Here is a 16,491-nt window from a genome sequence, read left to right as displayed (position 1 = left end):
ACCGCCCGGGCCGGCTCAGCCGACCCGGTGCACCTTGTGCTGGGCGGCCTGGGCCAGCGGGCGTACGACGAGGCGGTCCACGTTGACGTGCTGCGGGCGGGTCGCGCACCAGGCGACGCAGTCGGCGACGTCCTCGGCGACCAGCGGCTCGGGGACCCCGGCGTAGACCGCCGCCGCCCGTTCGGCGTCGCCCGCGAAGCGGACCAGCCCGAACTCGTCGGTCCGGACCATGCCGGGGTCGATCTCGATCACGCGCACCGGCCGGCCGCAGAGTTCGAGCCGCAGCGTGCCGGCGATCGCCGTCTGCGCGTGCTTCGCGGCGGTGTATCCGCCTCCGCCCTCGTACACGGTGAAGCCGGCGGTCGAGGAGACGACCACGATGGTGCCGGCCCCGGACGCCTCCAGCGCCGGCAGCAGCGCCTGGGTGACGCGCAGTGTGCCGAGCACGTTGACGTCGTACATCCACTGCCAGTCGTCGACCGACCCGGACTCGACCGGGTCCAGCCCGCGCGCGCCGCCGGCGTTGTTGACGAGCAGGGTGACCGGGCCCAGGGCCGCCGCCGCGCCGGCCAGGTCGGACACCGACCCGTCGGACGTGACGTCGCAGGCCACGGCGGTGGCCGCGCCTCCCGCGGCCTCGATCTCGGCCACCAGGGCGGCCAGGCGGTCGGTACGCCGCGCGGCGGCGATGACGTGGAATCCCTCGGCGGCGAGCCGGCGGGCGGTGGCCGCCCCGATCCCGCTGGACGCTCCGGTGACGACGGCGACAGAGGTCATCCGGTCATTCTCCCCGGGTGCCGGCGCGGGAGGGCGGCGGGGCGGTGATGAGGTCCGTCACGCCCAGGGGCCGTTCCGGCGAATTACGGGTGGCCCATGGGGAAGATGACATCGGCCGAGGACGTTGTCCCAGGAGCGCCGGGCGTGCCGACGGCTTGAACCGTGACAAAAGGAGCGGAAGTGGCGGATTTGCACACCGGTGTGGGTCGTCAGCGCGGTGCGCGCCCGTGGCCCCGCCCCCGGCGGATCGCGACGCTCTCGGTGCACACCTCGCCCCTGCACCAGCCCGGCACCGGCGACGCCGGTGGCATGAACGTCTACATCCTGGAGGTCGCCCGGCGGCTGGCCGAGGCGGACGTCGAGGTGGAGATCTTCACCCGGGCCACCTCCGGCGACCTGCCCCCGGTCGTCGAGACGGCGCCCGGCGTGCACGTCCGGCACGTCACCTCCGGCCCCCTCGAAGGGCTCACCAAGGAGGAGCTGCCGGGCCAGCTCTGCGCCTTCACCGCCGGCGTGCTGCGCGCCGAGGCGTCCCGGCCGCCGGGCCACTACGACCTGATCCACTCCCACTACTGGCTCTCCGGGCAGGTCGGCTGGCTGGCCAAGGAGCGCTGGGGGGTGCCGCTGGTGCACACCGCGCACACCCTGGCGAAGGTCAAGAACGCCCAGCTCGCCGCCGGGGACCGGCCCGAGCCGAAGGCCCGCGTCATCGGCGAGGAACAGGTGGTCGCCGAGGCCGACCGCCTGGTCGCGAACACGGCGGTCGAGGCCCGCGACCTCATCGACCGGTACGACGCCGATCCGGCCCGGGTCGCGGTCGTCGAGCCCGGCGTGGACCTGGACCGGTTCCGTCCCGCCCCGGGCGACCGCGACCGCGCCGCGGCCGCCGCCCGCCGCCGCCTCGGACTGCCCGCCGCCGGCTACGTGGTGGCCTTCGTCGGCCGCATCCAGCCGCTGAAGGCCCCGGACGTGCTCCTCCGCGCGGTGGCCGCGCTGCGCGAGCGCGACCCGGTGCTCGCCGACGAGGTGACCGTGGTGATCTGCGGGGGGCCCAGCGGCAGCGGGCTGGACCGGCCGACCGCCCTGATGGAGCTGGCCGCCACGCTCGGCGTCGCCGACCGGGTGCGTTTCCTGCCGCCGCAGACCGGCGACGACCTGCCCGCCCTGTACCGGGCGGCCGACCTGGTCGCGGTGCCGTCGTACAACGAGTCCTTCGGTCTGGTCGCGCTGGAGGCGCAGGCCTGCGGTACGCCCGTGGTCTCCGCCGCCGTCGGCGGGCTGGTGACCGCCGTGCGGGACCAGGTCAGTGGTGTGCTGATCGACGGCCACGATCCGGCCGACTGGGCCCGTACGCTCGGGCACCTGCTGCCCGACCGGCTCCGCCGTGCCGAACTGGCCCGGGGTGCCGCGCGGCACGCCCGTAACTTCTCCTGGCACCGCACCGCCTCCGGCCTGCTCGCCGTCTACGGCGAGGCGATCGCCGCGCACCGGGCCCGGCTCGCCTCCGAGCTGGTCTGCGGCCCGGCCATGTCCTGCTCCTGGTGACCCCGTCGCGCACCGGCCGCCGGCGCTGTCGTGCCGCCCGTCGTCGCCCGGTGCCGGGGCGGTGGCGGCCGTAGAGTGGATCCGATGAGCGGGAAGAGCGATCTTGCGGCCCTGATCGAGTCGGTCTGCGACGAGCGGGAGCTGGCCTGGGAGTCGACCGGCCCGGGCTCGTACGCGGTCACGCTGCCGGGTACCCACAAGCTGAAGACGATCTGCAACCTGATCGTGGGCGAGCACGCGCTGCGGATCGAGGCGTTCGTGATGCGCCAGCCGGACGAGCGCCGCGAGGAGCTGTGGGCGTGGCTGTTGCAGCGCAACGCCCGCATGTACGGCGTGTCGTTCTCCGTCGACGCGGTCGGCGACGTCTACCTGACCGGTCGGGTCAACCCGGCCGGGATCGACGCCGACGAGCTGGACCGCCTGCTGGGCGCGGTGCTGACGTACTCCGACGAGTCCTTCGACACGATGCTGGAGATCGGCTTCGGCAGCTCGATCCGGCGGGAGTGGGAATGGCGGGTGAAGCGGGGCGAGTCAACGGCCAACCTGGCGGCGTTCGCCCACCTCTTCGAGCCGTCCCCGGGCGCGGCCGGGCAACCGGGCGCGGCCGATGAGCCCGGTGCCGCCGGGCCGGCTGGAGGCGCCCTCGACGACGTCTCGGGCACCGGTGCCCCGGCCGGAGGTTCGGACCGGTCCTGACGGGTATGCCGCACCGCGCGGTGCGGCACTGGGACCCGCCGCGCGCCGAGGACCAACTGTCGAGGAGCGTGAGCGTCCCATGGCTCAGCGGAACAGCTCAGGTCGCGGCGGGACTGCGACCAGGACGAAACGGCAGGCGGGCAACCAGACCCCGAACACCCCGACGATCTCCGAGTCCGACATCTCCCGGATGAAGGTCGACGAGATCCGGGGACAGCTGCGCAAGCGTGGGGTCTCCGGCATCTCCGCCCTGCGCAAGCCGGAACTGGTGAAGACGCTGGCGAAGACCCTGCGGGCGGAGCGTCCCTCGGGTGGGGCCGCGCGGCGCAGCACCGGGCCGGCCGGTCGGGCGACGGGGACGCGGGCGTCCGCCGGGCGGGCCGCCGCCACGAAGAAGGCGGCGTCGGGTCGGGCGGCGAACAAGGCGGCCCCGGGTCGGGCGTCGGCGGCGAACAAGGCGGGCCCGGCGAAGAAGGCAGCGGCGAGGAAGACGGCGGCGGCGAAGGCTCCGGCGGAGAAGAAGACGGCGGCGAAGAAGACCCCGGCGGCGGAGGCTCCGGGGGCGAGGAAGGCGGCGGCGGCGAAGGCTCCGGCCAGGAAGGCTGCCGGGAAGACGGCCCCGGCGAAGAAGACCACGTCGGCGGCCCGGAAGTCCGCGCCGGCCTCGTCGCGGACGGGCGCGACGCGCGGCGGTACGACGACCGGCGTCCGCACCGGCCGGAGCAGTTCGCGGTCGGTGCGTTCCTCGCAGCTCGTCTCGTCCACCGCCGATCGGCCGGAACGCCCCGGCCGCAGCCTGGTGACCACCAACCACGAGGTGATCCAGCGCTGGGCGCGCGAGCGTGGCGCCCAACCGGCGACGATCGCGGGCACCGAGCGGCAGGGGCGGCCCGGCGTGCTCACCTTCAACATGCCGGGCTACCGGGAGAGCAGCCGGATACGCGAGATCACCTGGGACGACTGGTTCCGCACCTTCGACGAGCGGAGGCTGAACCTGATCTACCAGGAGCAGCTCCGGGACGGCCGGCAGAGCAACTTCTTCCGGACGGAGTCGCCCGATCGTGAGGACGCCTGACGTGTTTCGGGGAATCGTCCACGGGTAAGCGCTGTTTGCCATGACCGAGGCCCGAAGTGGGCACACCTCGGTGCCACACCGGGAGCTGTGACCGGCGAGACAGCCCATCCAGGTTGTCTTCGTAATACCGGGCGAACTAACTTTATTGCACCGCGCCACGCTCGGAACCGTTCGGGGGAGCGGTGGATCGATCAGATCCGTGCACCGAGTGAGGTGCGGGGGACGGGTGGAATCACACCGTTGGGGGACGGTGGCCACCTGTTTGGACCGGCGGCGTGAGCGGGCGACGCCTACGGGGGTGGGCCTGGCCCCCCGCCCCCGGTCATACGGTGCGGACGCCCATCGCGATCACGAGTCGCGATGGGCGTTCTGCTGTCCCCCGCAACCACCCACCCCACCCCGTCCGGCCTTACCCTGGGCCTGGGCCTGCGCTGCCAACCGCCGCCGCCCTCGGCCCTCCCTTCCCGGCCCACCCGCCCGCCTCCCCACGCCTCCCCCGCCGCTCGGGGCCTCCGTTGACCATGGGGTTGACGGCGATGTCGATCTCTCCGTACGCCGCCAACCTCATGATCACCGCACGGGGGTCGGGGTCGGGGTGGGGGGAGGTGGGAGGGGGGTGGAGAGTTGGCGGAGGGCGGCGACGCGGCGTTCGCGGGGTGGGCCGGCCAGCAGGTGGCAGCCGGCGGCCAGCAGTCCGAGCCCGCCGACGATGAGCCAGTGCCGGTCCCCGAGGTACTGCAGGCTCACCCCGCCGAGGGTGGGCGCCACGAACGACGCCGCCGGGAACGCCAGGTAGAACACGGACTGGTAGCGGGCCCGCAGCTCCAGTGGGGCGAGGTCGGCGTTGATCTGTGCGTTCGGCGGTGCGGCGAGCATCTGCCCGAAGGTCCAGACCACCGCCGCGACCAGGTAGACGGCCACGTCGTCGGCGAACGCGAGGCTGGCGAAGCCGAGCGCCAGCAGCGCGGTCGAGACGGCCAGTACGCGGTCCCTGCGGTGCCGTTCGATCAGCCGCGGCACGAAGAGCTGCCCGAGCACGATCAGGACTCCGCCGAGCGCCACCACCGCGCCGTACGCCGACGGGCGCAGGCCGTCCGCCCGCATCGCGAGGGGCATGATCGTCGACGTCTGCATGGTCAGTACGGCCAGCACGAAAGTCAGGCCCACGAAGATGAGGAAGGTGCGGTCGGTCAGCGCCGTGTGCAGCCCCGGCTGCCGCGGCCGCCCCGCTCGTCCCAGCCCCGCCCGCCCTTTCCCCCGTCGCCCTGCCGGCCGTACCGACCCTGCCGGCCGCCCCCGTCCCGCTCCCGACTCCGCCGGCCGCCCCCGTCCCGCCTCCGTCTGCCGCGCGACCTCCGCCCGTCGCGGCGCCGCTCCGCCACCGCCGACCGCCGCCGGCCGAAGATCTTGGACACCTGCCGTCCGGTCGGAACGGGAAGTGTCCAAGATCGGTTTCAGCCCGGCGGCGCGGCGGGGCAGGGTCTCCGGGACCTTCCAGGCGATGAGGGCCGCCGCGACCAGGGTGGCGGTGGCGTCGACCAGGAAGAGCGCCACGAAGCTCGCTTCGGCGAGCAGGCCGGCCAACAGCGAGGCCACGGCCATGCCCAGGTTGAAGGCCCAGAACTGGAGGTTGAAGGCCCGGGAGCGACGCCGTTCGGGCACCACGTCGACGATCGCCGCCACGAAGGCGGGGCTGGGCATCGAGTGCGCCACCCCGACCAGGGCGGCGAGCGCCGCGATCATCATCAGGTGCCGGCTGAAGGCCAGCCCGATCATCAGTCCGGCGGTGGCGAGCTGGGCGGCGAGCAGGGTGGACCGTCGACCCCACCGGTCGGCCAGTACGCCGCCGAGCAGCACGCCGGCGACGCCGCCCAGCCCGTACGCCCCGACCACCGTCCCGGTGAGCGCCTCGCTCGCGCCCCGCGCCTCGGTCAGGTAGAGCGGCAGGAAGAGCATCGCGAAGGCGCCGGCCCGGTTGATCAGCAGGCCGGCCCAGAGATACCAGAACGTGGCCGGGAGCCCGCCCGCGGTGTCGTACAGCCAGCGGCGCAGCGTCCGCACCCGTCCCTCCGACAGTTTTGTTTCCTGACCGGACCGGCCTCGACCGTAGGGAGCCGACGGCCGTCGCGCCAGCGTGTCCCTGGTCACCGCGCCGCCTACGTCCGCGCCGCGTGGGTCCGTGCCGCCTACGTCCGCGTCGCCTACGTCCGCGTCGCCTACGTCCGCGCCTCGACCTGCGTCGGCTCGGCGGGGGCCGTCGCCGCCACCTCGGCGGCCTGCGGGGCGGGCGGCTGGATCGCCACCACCGGCACGGCGGGTCCGGTGGCCGCCCGCAGGATGGCGGCCCGCCGCTCCCGGGCCGGACCGGAGACCAGGTGGGCGAGCGCCATCAGGCCGCCGATGGCGGCGCAGCCGAACCAGAGCGGGGCGTTGCCGGCCTGCTCCCGGACCAGACCGCCGAGGACCGGCGCGATCGCCGCGGCCGCCTGCCAGGAGAGCGAGAAGACGCCCTGGTAGCGGCCGCGCAGCTCGGCGGGGGAGAGTTCGGCGATCAGGGTGGCGTTGGACGGCGAGTTGAGCATCTCGCCGACCGTCCAGACCAGCACGGTGAGGCCGTAGAACCAGGCGGTGTCGGCGAAGGCGGTGAGCCCGAAGCCGACGCCCATCACCACCGACGCCAGGGCGAGCACGTGCGACCGGCTCCGGCCCCTGATCAGCCGGGGCACGAAGAGCTGGCCGACCACGATCAGCACCCCGTTGAGCGCGATCACCGAACCGTAGGTGGTGGGGCTGAGGCCGGAGTCGCCCATCGCGATCGGCAGCATCGAGATGTGCTGGAGGAAGACCAGCGCGGCGAACAGGTTGAGCGTGACGAAACCGAGGAAGACCCGGTCGCGCAGGATGGTCCGCAGCGCCCCGACCGGAGCGCCGGTGCCCTGGTGGCCGCCGCCGGTGGGGGCCCGCCGGGTCTCGCCGACCTTGACGAAGATGATCAGGGCGGTGACGACGGTGGTGGTCGCGTCGACCACGAACAGCAGCAGGAAGCCGGCCTCGGCGGCGAGGCCGGCGAGGATCGCCGCGCTGGCGAAGCCGAGGTTGATCGCCCAGTAGTTCAGCGAGAAGGCGCGCAGCCGGTCCTTCTCCGGCACCACGTCGATCACCATCGCGCCGAACGCGGGCCGGGCCGCCTCGGCGAACATGCCCAGCAGCAGGGCGCCGAGCGCCACGGCCCACAGCTCCCTGGCGAAGCCGAGGGCGAGCATCATGACCGCCGCGCCGAGGTGCGCGGTGAGCAGGGTGGGCCGGCGTCCCCAGCGGTCGCTCAGCGTGCCACCGGCGGTGGTGCCGATCGCGCCGCCGACGCCCCACAGGCCGAGCACCAGCCCTGCCTGCGACGCGGAGAAGCCGCGCTCCTGCGTCAGGTAGATGGCCAGGAAGACCAGGACGAAGGAGCCGAGCCGGTTGATCAGCGTGCCGGCCCACAGGTACCAGAAGGTGACCGGCAGGCCGCCGGTGGTCTCCCGCAGCCAACCCTGCGTCGTTCGCATCGGCGCCCCGCCCCGTAATGACCGCCCTGATTGTCGCGGCTTACAACCTAGTGTCGGGCCGGTCGTCCGGGCAGCGCTTTTTCCACGTGGTGGTCGTCACGACCACCGCCCGCGCGTCACCGGACGGCGTACGGCAGGATGATCGGCATGACTGCTAGCGAGGGGCCCACCGTCGGGACGCTGGTCCTGCTGCGGCACGGCGAGAGCGACTGGAACGCCAAGAACCTCTTCACCGGCTGGGTCGACGTCGACCTGACCGAGAAGGGCGAGAAGGAGGCGCGCCGCGGCGGCGAGCTGCTGCGCGAGCACGACCTGCTGCCGGACGTGGTGCACACCAGCGTGATGCGCCGCGCGATCCGCACCGCCGAGCTGGCGCTCAACGCCGCCGACCGGCACTGGATCGCCGTACGCCGGTCGTGGCGGCTCAACGAGCGGCACTACGGCGCCCTCCAGGGCAAGAACAAGAAGCAGACCCTGGAGGAGTACGGCGAGGAGCAGTTCATGCTCTGGCGCCGCTCGTACGACACCCCGCCGCCGCCGATCGCCGACGACGACGAGTTCTCGCAGGTCGGCGACCCGCGTTACGCGCTGCTGCCGGGCGAGCTGATGCCCCGCACGGAGTGCCTCAAGGACGTCGTGGAGCGGATGCTGCCCTACTGGTACGACTCGATCGTGCCGGACATCCTGGCCGGCCGGACGGTGCTGGTGGCCGCGCACGGCAACTCGTTGCGCGCCCTGGTCAAGCACCTGGACCAGATCTCCGACTCCGCGATCGCCAAGCTCAACATCCCCACCGGCATCCCGCTGCGCTACGACCTGGACCCGCAGCTGCGCCCGCTCACCCTGGGCGGCACGTACCTGGACCCGGCTGCCGCGAAGGCCGCTGCCGCCGCGGTGGCCAACCAGGGCCGCTGACGTACGCACGAAAGGGCCCCTTCCCGGCGCGGAAGCGCGGGGGAAGGGGCCCTTTCCTGCGTCTCAGCTCGCGGTGGGCGTGGTCTGCCCGGTGATCAGGTAGACCACGTGCTCGCCGGCGTTCACGGCGTGGTCGGCGAAGCGCTCGTAGAAGCGGCCGAGCAGGGTGGCGTCGATGGCGGTCTCCACCCCGTACGGCCAGTCCTCGCCGAGCAGCAGCCCGAACAGGCTCCGGTGCAGGTCGTCCATGGCGTCGTCGTCACCGTCCAGCTCGGCGGCGAGATCGGCGTCGGGCCTGGCCAGCACCGAGCCGATCTTGATGGCCATCCGGTCGGCGATGGCGGCCATGTCGGTGAAGGTCGGCCGCAGTTCGGCGGGCACGGCCGGCGAGGGGTGCCGGCGCAGTGCGGTCTTGGCGACGTGGTCGGCCAGGTCGCCCATCCGCTCCAGGTCGGCCGCGACGTGCAGCGCGGTGATCATCGCGCGCAGGTCGGAGGCCACCGGGGCCTGCCGGGCGAGCAGGTCGCAGACCCGCTCCTCGACGTGCCGGTAGAGCTCGTCGATCTCGGCGTCCCGCTCGATCACCGTCTCGGCCGCCCGGCGGTCCGCGGTGAGCAGGGCGTGGGTGGCCTGCCGCATGGCGGCGCGGACCCCCTCCGCCATGTCCACCAGCAGCTGGCTGACGATCTGCAGGTCAGCCCGGAACTCGTCGCGCATTGTCACGTCCTGTGGTCGGTGGTCGCCGGCCCGGTCGCCGGCGGCGTGGTCGCTGGTCGCCGACCCGGGGGCCGGCGGGGGAGCAGGTGCGCGGCCCACGCTAGGTCGGACGGGGAGACCCGAGGTGAACCTCGGTGAACGACGCCGGACGGGGGAGTGAACTTTCCCGGAAGCGAAGGTGATTCATCCCCTTTGTGGTGGTTGCCAGGTTAACAATGACCCTACGATCGCCGGGTGGAATGGGCGGTGACGGTCGCGGTGGCCGTGGGGCTGGCGGTCGGACTGATCGCCGGGGTGCTGCTGCCCCGGCTCGTCCCGGCGGCGGGCCGACGCGCCACGCGGGCGGGGAGCCGGTCCGGCTTCCCCCACAGCTGGGGGAGGCTCCCGATGGCCGAGGATCCGCAGTCGGGGACCGGTCGCCGCACCATCGACTCGTTGCGGGCCGGCGTGGTCGTGCTCGACCCCGACGACCTGCCCGTCCTGGTCAACCCCGCCGCCCGCGCGATGGGGCTGCTGCGTACCGGGGCCACCCCGGGCTCGATCGCCGCCCACCCGCTGATCCGTACGCTCGCCGGGCAGGTGCGGCGCACCGGCGTGCGCCGCGAGATCGAGCTCGACCTGCCGCGGGGCCGCGACAGCGCCGAGGTGAACCCGCTCGGGGTGCACCTGAGGGCGATGGGCATCGGGGCGGGCTTCATCGCCGTCGAGGCGTCCGACGTGACCGAGTCGCACCGGTTGGCGCGGGTCCGCCGCGACTTCGTGGCCAACGTCAGCCACGAGCTCAAGACCCCGATCGGGGCCCTCCAACTCCTCGCCGAGGCCCTGCTGGACGCCACCGAGCCGGCCGGGGCGGGCGCTCCCGACCTCTCCGAGGACCTGGTCGCCGCCCGCCGGTTCGCCGAGCGGATCCAGCACGAGTCGACCCGGCTGGGCCGCCTCGTGCAGGAGCTGCTGGAGCTGACCCGGCTCCAGGGCGCCGAGCCGCAGCCGCCCCCCGAGCCGGTCGCGATCGACTGGGTGATCGCCGAGGTGATCGACCGCACCCGCACCTCCGCCGCCGCCCGACGGATCGAGGTGGCCGTCGACGCCGAGCAGGGCCTGACCGTCCACGGCAGCGACGCGCAGCTCGCCACGGCCGTGTCCAACCTGGTGGAGAACGCCGTCAACTACTCGGGCGAGGACACGACCGTCCGGATTACCGCCCGCGCCACCGACGACCACGTGGAGATCTCCGTCGCCGACCAGGGCATCGGGATAGCCCCGACCGACGTGGACCGGATCTTCGAACGCTTCTACCGTGCCGACCAGGCCCGGTCGCGCTCGACCGGCGGCACCGGCCTGGGACTGGCGATCGTGAAACACATCGCCGGCAACCATGGCGGAAGGGTGCAGGTGTCGAGCACTCTTGGTGGTGGATCGACGTTCACCCTACGGCTGCCCACCCGTGGCCCCGACGAGGTCCTGGCGACATCACCGTCCGCTGGGATCGAGGCCGGCACGGCCGAGCTTCGGCAGGCCCGACAGCACATGGAAAGGAAGTCCCGTTGAGCCGCGTTCTGGTGGTCGAGGACGAGGAGTCGTTCTCCGACGCCTTGTCGTACATGCTCCGCAAGGAGGGTTTCGAGGTCTCCGTCGCCGCGACGGGAACCGCCGCCCTCACCGAGTTCGACCGGACCGGCGCCGACATCGTGCTGCTCGACCTGATGCTGCCCGAGATGTCCGGCACCGAGGTGTGCCGGCAGCTGCGGCAGCGCTCGCACGTGCCGATCATCATGGTCACCGCCCGCGACAGCGAGATCGACAAGGTGGTCGGCCTGGAGATCGGCGCCGACGACTACGTGACCAAGCCGTACTCGCCCCGGGAGCTCGTCGCCCGGATCCGCGCGGTCCTGCGGCGGCAGAGCGCCGAGGCCGCCGAGTCAGGTGGTCCGACGCTGGCCGCCGGCCCGGTGCGGATGGACATCGAGCGGCACGTGGTGACCGTCGACGGCGCCCCGGTCCAGCTTCCGCTCAAGGAGTTCGAGCTGCTGGAGCTGCTGCTGCGCAACGCCGGCCGGGTGCTCACCCGGGGCCAGCTCATCGACCGGGTCTGGGGGGCCGACTACGTCGGCGACACCAAGACCCTCGACGTGCACGTCAAGCGGCTGCGCTCCAAGGTCGAGCCGGAGCCGTCCGCGCCGCGCTTCATCGTCACGGTGCGGGGTCTGGGCTACAAGTTCGAGCCCTGATCCGCGTACGCACGAAGGGGCCCGCGCACGCGCGCGGGCCCCTTCGCCGTCGGTCGGTCAGGCGCCGTCGGCGGGATGCGGGGCGACCATGCCCTGCCGCCTGCGCGCCCCGCACACCTCGGCCAGCTTCGCGTACGCGGGGGCGCCGACCAACGCCGTCAGCTCCGGACCGTAGGAGACGTACATCGGTTCGGAGCCGACGTGCGCGTCGGTGGAGGAGGTGCACCACCAGTCCAGGTCGTGCCCGCCGGCTCCCCAGCCCCGCCGGTCGAACTCGGAGAGCGTGGAGACCAGCACCTTCGTGTTGTCCGGCCGCTTGACCCACTCCTGGTCGCGGCGGATCGGCAGCTGCCAGCAGACGTCGGGCTTGTATTCCAGCGGGTGCACGCCGTCGCGCAGCGCCTGCGCGTGCAGGGCGCAGCCGGCGCCGGCCGGGAAGCCGGCGTCGTTGAGGAAGACGCACGGCCCGTCCGACTCCTGGGTGGCGGTGCGGCGGGCGGAGTTCTTGCCGTCGATGGTGTCGTCTTCGGTCCAGTTCTTGAACCCGCGCCGGAAGTGCTGCCACGTCGACGGGGTCAGCCGCTTGACCGCGGCCCGGACCCGCTGCTCGTCCTCGGCGTCGGTGAAGAACGCGCCGTGCGAGCAGCAGCCGTCGGCGGCGCGGCCGGCGACGATGCCGTGGCAGCCCCGGCCGAAGATGCACGTCCAGCGGGACAGCAGCCACGTCAGGTCGGCACGGATGAGGTGGTTGTCGTCCGCCGGGTCGGTGAACTCGATCCACTCCCGGGGAAAGTCCAGGGGCACCTCGCGACTGCGCGGGTCGTCCGGGTCGTCCACCAGCACACGGAGCTCGATCTGGCCTGTCACCCGGCCCAGCGTACGCCCGGGACCCCCACTGGTCCGCCGAGCCGCGCGAACCGGTTGGCCCTAGTGTCTTCAGCATGCGACTGGGTGTCCTCGACGTCGGTTCCAACACGGTGCACCTGCTGGTGGTCGACGCCCACCACGGCGCACACCCCTGGCCGGCGCACTCGGAGAAGGTCGTGCTGCGGCTGGCCGAGCAGATCGGCCCGGACGGCGCGCTCACCGAGGCCGGCGCGGACGGCCTGGTCAAGGCGGTCGGCATGGCCAAGGCGGCGGCCGTCGGGCTCGGCGCCGACGACCTGATCGCGTTCGCCACCTCCGCCGTGCGCGACGCCACCAACGCCGCCGAGGTGCTGGCCCGCGTGCGCGACGAGGCCGGCGTACGCCTGGAGGTGCTGCCGGGCGCGGACGAGGCGCGGCTGACCTTCCTCGCGGTGCGGCGCTGGTTCGGCTGGTCGGCGGGCCGGTTGCTGGTGCTGGACATCGGCGGCGGCTCGCTGGAGATCGCGGCCGGTATCGACGAGGACCCGACCGTCGCGGTCTCCCTGCCGCTCGGCGCCGGCCGGCTCACCCGCGACCGGCTCCGGGTGGCCCCCGACAGCGCGGCGCCACCGTCGGCCGAGGCGGTCGAGGAGCTGCGGGCGTACGTCGACGGGCTGCTGGACCCGGTCGTCGCGCAGATGACCGAGGTGGGCTGGGAGCGGCCGGTGGCCACCTCGAAGACGTTCCGGACCCTGGCCCGGCTGGCCGGCGCGGCCCCCTCGGCCGCCGGTCTGTGGGCGCCGCGCCGGCTCACCCGCGCCGGCCTGCGGCAGGTGCTGGCGTTCATCCGGCACATCCCGCCGGCCCAGCTCGTCGAGCTGGAGGGGGTCGGCGCCGGCCGGGCCCACCAGCTGCTCGCCGGGGCGGTCGTCGCCGAGGCCGTGCTGCGCCGCCTGGACGTGGACGCGCTGGACATCTGTCCCTGGGCGCTGCGCGAGGGCGTGATCCTGCGCCGCCTGGACCAGATCAGCCAGGAGTGAGCTGGCGGGCCCCGCCGCGAACAGGAGTCGGTCCGATGTGATCTGGGCGGTTTGCGGTCTCTCGTCACGAGGTGTCGATCGATCCCGGCTACCCTCGATGGTGTGACTTCCCGCGTCCCCGTGCTCCTGTCCACGTCCTCGGTCTTCCCTGAGCGGACCGCGGCGGCGTTCCAGCTCGCCGCCGCGCTCGGCTACGACGGCCTCGAGGTGATGGTCTGGACCGACGCCGTGAGCCAGGACGTCGGCGCGCTGCGTGGGCTCGCCGAGCACTACGGGGTGCCGGTGCTCTCCGTCCACGCGCCCTGCCTGCTGGTCACCCAGCGGGTGTGGAGCCCCGACCCGTGGGAGCGGCTGCGCCGGTCCGCGGAGATGGCGGCGGAGCTCGGCGCACCCACCGTGGTGGTGCACCCGCCGTTCACCTGGCAGCGCGACTACGCGCGCAACTTCGCCGACGGGCTCGCCGCCATCGCCGCCGAGTACCCGGACCTGAGCTTCCCCGTGGAGAACATGTACCCCGTCCGGATGGCCGGCCGGCAGTTCGTGCCGTACGTGCCGGGCTGGGACCCGACCGAGACGGGGTACGCCTCCTACACGCTCGACCTGTCGCACTGCGCCGCCTCGCACACCGACGCGATGGCGATGGCCGACCGGATGGGCGCGTCCCTGGCCCACGTCCACCTCGGCGACGGCACCGGCGAGGGACGCGACGAGCACCTGGTGCCGGGGCGCGGCACCCAGCCCTGCGGCGAGCTGCTCTCCTCGCTGGCCGGGCGCGGCTTCACCGGCTCGGTCGCCGTGGAGGTCACCACCCGGGGCGCGAAGAGCCGCGCGGTGCGCGAGGCCGACCTGCGGGAGGCGCTGGCCTTCGCGCGCCAGCACCTCGGCACCCCGTCGCCGATCGACGCCTGAGCGCCGCGTCGCCCGGCCGAGGCCCTGAGCGGCGCCCTGCCCCGGCCCAGGCGGCGGCGCCCCGGGCCGAGGCCCCGAGCGCCGTGCCTACCCGACCGGCGCCCCTGCGCAGGGGCACCGGTCGGGTAGGGCGTCAGACGACCGTGCTGAGCGACTCCTTGGTGCTCACGCCGGCCTGCTCGCCGATGGCCGCGCGTTTGCGGGCGCGGTGGGCGGCCACGTGCGAGCGGGTGGCGCAGCGCTCCGAGCAGAACCGCCGGCAGCAGTTGGACGAGGTGTCGAGGTAGACGTTGCCGCAGCGCTCGTCGGCACAGACCCCGAACCGGGCGCTGCCGTACTCGCAGAGCCAGACCGACAGCCCCCACACCGCGCCGGCCAGGTATTCCGCGCTCACCGAGGCGCCGCGGCTGGTCACGTGCATGTGCCAGTCGTTGGAGTCGTGCCCGGAGATGCGGGGCTGCACCGGGAACGCCTCCAGCAGCCCGTTGAGCTCGATCACCGCCTGGGCGTCGCGCCCGGAGGTGCCGTACTCGAAGACGTCGCGCAGCCGCTTCTGCGCCCGCCGGAAGGTTGTGAGGTCCCGCTCCGCCACCTCGTCGCGCATCCACGCGTTGTCGTCGGGGAAGAGGGCCCGCAGGTCGTCGAGGTCGTCCAGGCGGGCGTTGACGAGGTCAACGCCGGTCCGGGCGTACGCGTCGAAGTTCACGCCCACAACCGTAGACGACTCAGGGGAGCCGTGGCGCGTCGATGTAGTGCGGCAGGAACCGCGCGTAGCCGTCGGTGATGAGGCTCGCGCTCTCCCGCACCCCCACCCCGGCCGACTCGCCGTCGACGATCCAGCTGCCCAGCACCATGTGGTTGCCGGCGAACTCGGGCAGCGCCCGGAACTCCTGGTAGCACCAGCCCTCGTCGCCGTAGATGCCCGGATTGCTGATCTCGGTGTCGCCGGTGACGATCCGCACCGAGCCGCCCTCCCGGCCGAGCAGCGGCTTGGCCACGTACTCCGTCATGCCGCGCGGCGAGTCGAGGTACGCGGGCAGCAGCAGCTCGTGCCCGGGATAGAGCTCCCAGAGCACGGCGAGCAGCGCCTTGTTGGACAGCAGCAGCTTCCAGGCCGGCTCGATCCAGGTCGTCGGGGTGCCCGGCCGAAGCGCCAGTGGCCCGTACGGCTCGGCGAGCATCCACTCCCAGGGGTAGAGCTTGAAGCAGGTGGTGACCGGCTGGTCGGCCGCGTCGACGAAGCGCCGGCCGTCCCAGCCGATGTGCTGGATCGGCTGGAGCGTGACCTCCAGCCCGGCCTGGCGGGCGGTCTCGGCGAGGTAGCCGGCGGTCATGTGGTCCTCGCCGGACTCCTCCTCGTTCGACCAGAGCACGTGCACCCGGCGGTCGTGCAGGCCGGCGCCGATCTTCGCCCAGGCGCCGACGAGGCGTTCGTGCAGGCTGTTCCACTGGTCCAGCTCCGGCCGGGTGTGCTCCAGCCAGTACCACTGCACGATGCTCGCCTCGACCAGCGCCGTGGGGGTGTCGGCGTTGTACTCCAGCAGCTTCGGTGGCCAGGTCCCGTCGTAGGCGAGATCGAAGCGCCCGTAGAGGGTGGGGGGCGCCTCGCGCAGCGACCGGGCCACGGCCTCGGCCGCCCAGTCGGGGATGCCGAACTCGGCGTGACGGTGGCGCGCGACGACGTGTTCGGCGGCGGCGACCGACATCCGGTGCAGCTCCTCGGTCGCCTCCTCCAGGCGCAGCACCTCGTCCAGCTCGAAGGCGTACGCGGCGGTCTCGTCCCAGTACGACATGATGCCGCCGTCGGGCAGCTCGGTGTCGACGTACACCAGGCCCTGCGAGCGGATCGTGGCGTCCCAGTCCGGGCGGGGGGTGACCGACTCCCGGCGCACCTCAGCCGCCGCAGGCGGCGAGGTGCGTGCCGAAGCCGCCCCGGTCGGGCACCGCCGCGGCGGTCGGCTCCGGCGCGGTGCGCCCGGATGTCACCACGGGCGTCCGCAACGCCAGGGCCACGGTGTCGCCGCCGCCCACCGGGCCGAGGGCGCAGTCGTCATCGTCGTCGTCCGAGGTCATGTTGCAGCCGGAGAGGGTGAGCGCGAGGACGGTGAGCGCGCCGAGCTGCACGGAGGCCGACCGGAGCCGGCGGCGGGGGCGTTGTTCCACACCATCGTTGTAACCGATGGGGGCCAACGCCG

General features: G+C 73.4%; 16 protein-coding genes. 8 read left to right on the top strand and 8 right to left on the bottom strand.

Annotation, left to right across the window (positions count from 1 at the left end):
* Positions 1-15: 15 nt before the first annotated feature.
* Positions 16-777, bottom strand: coding sequence for an SDR family NAD(P)-dependent oxidoreductase (locus tag V6U77_RS00425; protein ID WP_334604028.1), 762 nt, complete (start codon positions 775-777; stop codon positions 16-18).
* A gap of 180 nt (positions 778-957) precedes the next feature.
* Here V6U77_RS00425 and mshA point away from each other — a divergent pair, with 180 nt between their 5' ends.
* The 3 genes from mshA (at position 958) to V6U77_RS00410 (ending at position 4,093) form a co-directional block, all read left to right on the top strand.
* Complete coding sequence (gene mshA, locus V6U77_RS00420; RefSeq protein WP_334604027.1) at positions 958-2,322, top strand: D-inositol-3-phosphate glycosyltransferase; 1,365 nt, start codon at positions 958-960, stop codon at positions 2,320-2,322.
* Positions 2,323-2,406: 84 nt separating this feature from the next.
* A complete protein-coding gene (locus tag V6U77_RS00415) occupies positions 2,407-3,018 on the top strand; it encodes a YbjN domain-containing protein (protein WP_334604026.1) in 612 nt (203 codons plus the stop codon).
* Between the two features lie 79 nt (positions 3,019-3,097).
* Positions 3,098-4,093 carry a hypothetical protein gene (locus V6U77_RS00410; RefSeq protein ID WP_442934342.1) on the top strand — a complete coding sequence of 332 codons (996 nt, stop codon included), beginning with the start codon at positions 3,098-3,100 and terminating at the stop codon, positions 4,091-4,093.
* 570 nt (positions 4,094-4,663) lie between these two features.
* Here the strand turns inward: V6U77_RS00410 and V6U77_RS00405 are convergent.
* Both V6U77_RS00405 and V6U77_RS00400 read right to left on the bottom strand, forming a co-directional pair.
* Positions 4,664-6,154, bottom strand: coding sequence for an MFS transporter (locus V6U77_RS00405; RefSeq protein ID WP_334604025.1), 1,491 nt, complete (start codon positions 6,152-6,154; stop codon positions 4,664-4,666).
* 155 nt (positions 6,155-6,309) lie between these two features.
* Positions 6,310-7,641, bottom strand: coding sequence for an MDR family MFS transporter (locus V6U77_RS00400; RefSeq protein WP_334604024.1), 1,332 nt, complete (start codon positions 7,639-7,641; stop codon positions 6,310-6,312).
* Positions 7,642-7,788: 147 nt separating this feature from the next.
* Between V6U77_RS00400 and V6U77_RS00395 the strand changes: the two genes are divergently transcribed.
* The gene (locus V6U77_RS00395; RefSeq protein ID WP_334604023.1) at positions 7,789-8,556 is read left to right on the top strand and encodes a phosphoglyceromutase; all 768 of its coding nucleotides are present in this window, start codon (positions 7,789-7,791) and stop codon (positions 8,554-8,556) included.
* 63 nt (positions 8,557-8,619) lie between these two features.
* On the opposite strand, the gene phoU is transcribed toward V6U77_RS00395, so the two are convergent.
* Positions 8,620-9,273 carry a phosphate signaling complex protein PhoU gene (gene phoU / locus V6U77_RS00390; protein WP_334604022.1) on the bottom strand — a complete coding sequence of 218 codons (654 nt, stop codon included), beginning with the start codon at positions 9,271-9,273 and terminating at the stop codon, positions 8,620-8,622.
* Positions 9,274-9,507: 234 nt separating this feature from the next.
* On the opposite strand from phoU, the gene V6U77_RS00385 reads away from it, so the two are divergent.
* Complete coding sequence (locus tag V6U77_RS00385) at positions 9,508-10,821, top strand: sensor histidine kinase (RefSeq protein ID WP_334604021.1); 1,314 nt, start codon at positions 9,508-9,510, stop codon at positions 10,819-10,821.
* Positions 10,818-11,501 carry a response regulator transcription factor gene (locus V6U77_RS00380; RefSeq protein WP_334604020.1) on the top strand — a complete coding sequence of 228 codons (684 nt, stop codon included), beginning with the start codon at positions 10,818-10,820 and terminating at the stop codon, positions 11,499-11,501. The genes V6U77_RS00385 and V6U77_RS00380 overlap by 4 nt, the downstream gene beginning before the upstream one ends.
* Positions 11,502-11,558: 57 nt before the next feature.
* Here V6U77_RS00380 and V6U77_RS00375 read toward each other — a convergent pair whose 3' ends face one another.
* The gene (locus tag V6U77_RS00375; RefSeq protein ID WP_334604019.1) at positions 11,559-12,368 is read right to left on the bottom strand and encodes a hypothetical protein; all 810 of its coding nucleotides are present in this window, start codon (positions 12,366-12,368) and stop codon (positions 11,559-11,561) included.
* A 74-nt stretch (positions 12,369-12,442) separates the two neighbouring features.
* Between V6U77_RS00375 and V6U77_RS00370 the strand changes: the two genes are divergently transcribed.
* Together V6U77_RS00370 and V6U77_RS00365 are read left to right on the top strand one after the other, a co-directional pair.
* Entirely contained in the window at positions 12,443-13,387 is a 945-nt protein-coding gene (locus V6U77_RS00370; protein ID WP_334604018.1) for a Ppx/GppA phosphatase family protein, read from the top strand.
* A 102-nt stretch (positions 13,388-13,489) separates the two neighbouring features.
* The gene (locus tag V6U77_RS00365) at positions 13,490-14,296 is read left to right on the top strand and encodes a sugar phosphate isomerase/epimerase family protein (RefSeq protein WP_334604017.1); all 807 of its coding nucleotides are present in this window, start codon (positions 13,490-13,492) and stop codon (positions 14,294-14,296) included.
* Between the two features lie 133 nt (positions 14,297-14,429).
* Here the strand turns inward: V6U77_RS00365 and V6U77_RS00360 are convergent, their stop codons facing one another.
* From V6U77_RS00360 to V6U77_RS00350, 3 genes are read right to left on the bottom strand one after another with little or no spacing between them, the layout of a single operon-like run.
* Positions 14,430-15,002, bottom strand: a complete 573-nt coding sequence (locus tag V6U77_RS00360; protein ID WP_334604016.1) for a CGNR zinc finger domain-containing protein — start codon at positions 15,000-15,002, stop codon at positions 14,430-14,432.
* A 19-nt stretch (positions 15,003-15,021) separates the two neighbouring features.
* Positions 15,022-16,188, bottom strand: coding sequence for a glutathionylspermidine synthase family protein (locus V6U77_RS00355; RefSeq protein WP_334604015.1), 1,167 nt, complete (start codon positions 16,186-16,188; stop codon positions 15,022-15,024).
* Position 16,189: 1 nt separating this feature from the next.
* Positions 16,190-16,459, bottom strand: a complete 270-nt coding sequence (locus tag V6U77_RS00350) for a hypothetical protein (RefSeq protein WP_334604014.1) — start codon at positions 16,457-16,459, stop codon at positions 16,190-16,192.
* Positions 16,460-16,491 lie beyond the last annotated feature (32 nt).

Source organism: Micromonospora sp. CPCC 205546 (assembly GCF_036902715.1).
GTDB lineage: Bacteria > Actinomycetota > Actinomycetes > Mycobacteriales > Micromonosporaceae > Micromonospora.
This window is presented reverse-complemented; position numbering and strand designations above follow the sequence as displayed.